Source organism: uncultured Campylobacter sp. (genome assembly GCF_937997595.1).
Lineage (GTDB): Bacteria > Campylobacterota > Campylobacteria > Campylobacterales > Campylobacteraceae > Campylobacter_B.
In genome coordinates this window covers 1-2,253 of sequence record NZ_CALKTS010000120.1, presented here as the reverse complement: position 1 = coordinate 2,253, position 2,253 = coordinate 1, and the positions used below count along the sequence as shown (strand labels likewise).

1 protein-coding gene and 2 pseudogenes are annotated in these 2,253 nt (G+C 51.4%); all 3 read right to left on the bottom strand.

Annotated features, from left to right (window positions below):
* Positions 1 to 930 (bottom strand): annotated as a pseudogene (locus Q0614_RS04265) (hypothetical protein); the annotation flags it as partial.
* Positions 914 to 2,035, bottom strand: a complete 1,122-nt coding sequence (locus Q0614_RS04260) for a DNA adenine methylase (RefSeq protein WP_298786774.1) — start codon at positions 2,033 to 2,035, stop codon at positions 914 to 916. The pseudogene Q0614_RS04265 and the gene Q0614_RS04260, both read right to left, overlap by 17 nt.
* Positions 2,036 to 2,253 (bottom strand): annotated as a pseudogene (locus tag Q0614_RS04255) (anthranilate phosphoribosyltransferase); the annotation flags it as partial.

The following is a 2,253-nucleotide window of genomic DNA, read 5'->3' as shown; positions in this document are numbered from 1 at the left end:
TAAGATCCGATCGCAGCTCAAACCCTCAAGCGGCGGCATTTCAGCGCCGATGCTTAGCACCTGCCACGCCTCGATGCCCGCCGCGTTAAGCCGCGCTTTGAAATCCGCACTTATGTGTCCGTAAATCTGAGCGCAGTCTAGCTCGCAAATGCTGCAAATTTTTAAAATTTGCTCCTCACTTAGGACTTCCGCGCCAAAAATTTCAGAATTTAGCTCCTCTGCCGAGACGGGCGCGGCGCGGCTTGCGTTTAAATTTACGCTCAAATCGTCGCGCTGCTTTTCGCAAGATTTCGCGGCTTCGTAAAATTCTACGCCGCCGCTCTTGCTCGCGTAAATTTTATCTTTGCAAATTTTATCGCCGCGAGTTTTGCCGCTAAAATTTTCGCACTCGTGTGGCGTGGCGCCGTACTTTTCAGAGCTCAAAGCAAAAACTCCGACGCACTTTGCGCCGTTTTCGTGCGCGGTACGCGCGATCTCGCGCGCCGTTTCTACGCTAACGCGGCGCTTGGAGCTTGGCACAAAGATCACACCCAAAAACTCCACCCGCACGCCCGAGCCATCGCCATGGCTTCGTAAACCGCTACCGAAATTTTTATCACAATCACAATTCTGCTCGCACGTAAAATTTGCGTGATCTTGCGTGCGACATGCGGAATTCTCGCCGCCCTGATTAAAATTTGGCGCGAAATTTTGGCCGTCAGAATTGAAATTTCGCGTAGCATTCTCGGCGTCCGAATTAAAATTCCGCTCAGAATTTTCGCTGCAAAAATTAGGAGTTTTCATTGAGCTCTCGTCGCCTGATTGCGGCAGGTTTTTGGCGTCGTCCGCACACTCTAAATTTGCGTAAAAAGCCGAGCTGCACGCCAGCACGGCGCGGGCTTCGGCGGCGCTTTTGATGCCGCAAATTTTGATCTTACTTCTGTACGACATATAAAAATTCCGTCACGTAAAGCTCGCGCGCGTTTAAATTTCTGCTCGCGCGGTAAGTCGGATAGCGGATCTCTATCGTGCGCACGGAGCCGATGTGCGCGAGGTTTTTTAAAAATTCCGCTTTCGAGATAAAACCCTCTGAATTAAAAGAGATTATTAAAAATTTCGCCGGAAATTTCGCCAGCAGCGCGAAAAATTCCTCCGCAGCACTTGATTTTTTGTTGTAAGCCGAGCGGTTCCAGTCTGCGGGGATCCCAGAAACCCTGCTAAGCCCCACAGCATTTGGGCGCTTGCCCTCGTTTATAAAATCCGTGATCAAATTTAGCATAAAATAGTTCGAGCCGTAGGGGTGCTGATTGTAAGGGGGATCAAAATACGCGACGTCAAGCTGCAAAAAGCGCTCGCGTGCACTCTGTGCAAAGCGCGCGGCATCTTCTTGAAAGACCGCGCTTTCGCAGGCGAAATTTGAAAGCACGGGCAGGCGCAAAGAAATCTCGCCCATTATGCGAGCTAGCGCGTTTTCGCCGCTGCCGCCGAACTTACCTATGCCCGCTTTATCCTTGTAAAAGCCCTTAAAAACGCCGCCCGTGTTTGAGTGGATGCTCGACTCGCTAAGTAGCGGCGCGGTGAAAAAATCGCGAAATTTTTGCGGGATTTTACCGATCTGCTCGCAAAGCCCGCCCAAAATCAGGGCGTTTCGGCGCGTGTAAAAAGCGCGCTCGCCCGCCTTGATATTCTCATCGTCCTTCGGCGCGTACAGCTCGCTAAAAAAGCTCTCCTTTGGCGTGAAATTTCTTAAAATTTCAGCGTGTAGCTCGCTCAAGTCTCGCCACAGCTCGTCACTAAAATTTGAAAGATAGCAGGAGTTTATCGCGCGCGAGTAGCCCTCTAGGTCATTTGCGATAACGAGGTTTGAGTGCGCTTTAGCCAGGCGCGCGACGATGCCGCTGCCGCTAAAGACGTCTGCGAAGCTGATCTTGTCCCGCCCAAGCTCCGCCTTAATCTCGCAGATCGCCCGCTCTATCGGCGCTAGCAGCGAGCGCTTATTGCCCAGATAGCTGATGAGCTGCTCGCTTAAAAACTCCATCTTTTCGCCGCTATCCATCTAAGCTTTCGCTCCTACGTAGTTTTCGTAAAATTCCCACGTCTTGCCCGATTTGATCGCCTCTAAAATGAGCGGCTTAGCCTCTGCAGGGCTTGACACGACATCCGCGCAGTACAGCGCAAACATCGCATTTAGCACGACGATATCAAATTTCGGCCCGCCTAGCTCGCCTTTTAAAATTTGCTTTAAAATCTCGGCATTAGCCTCGCCGTCGCCGC

Bases quoted from the DNA above. Each gene is read 5' to 3' on its own strand.
- Q0614_RS04260 (WP_298786774.1), bottom strand. From the start codon at position 2,035: ATGGATAGCGGCGAAAAGATGGAGTTTTTAAGCGAGCAGCTCATCAGC.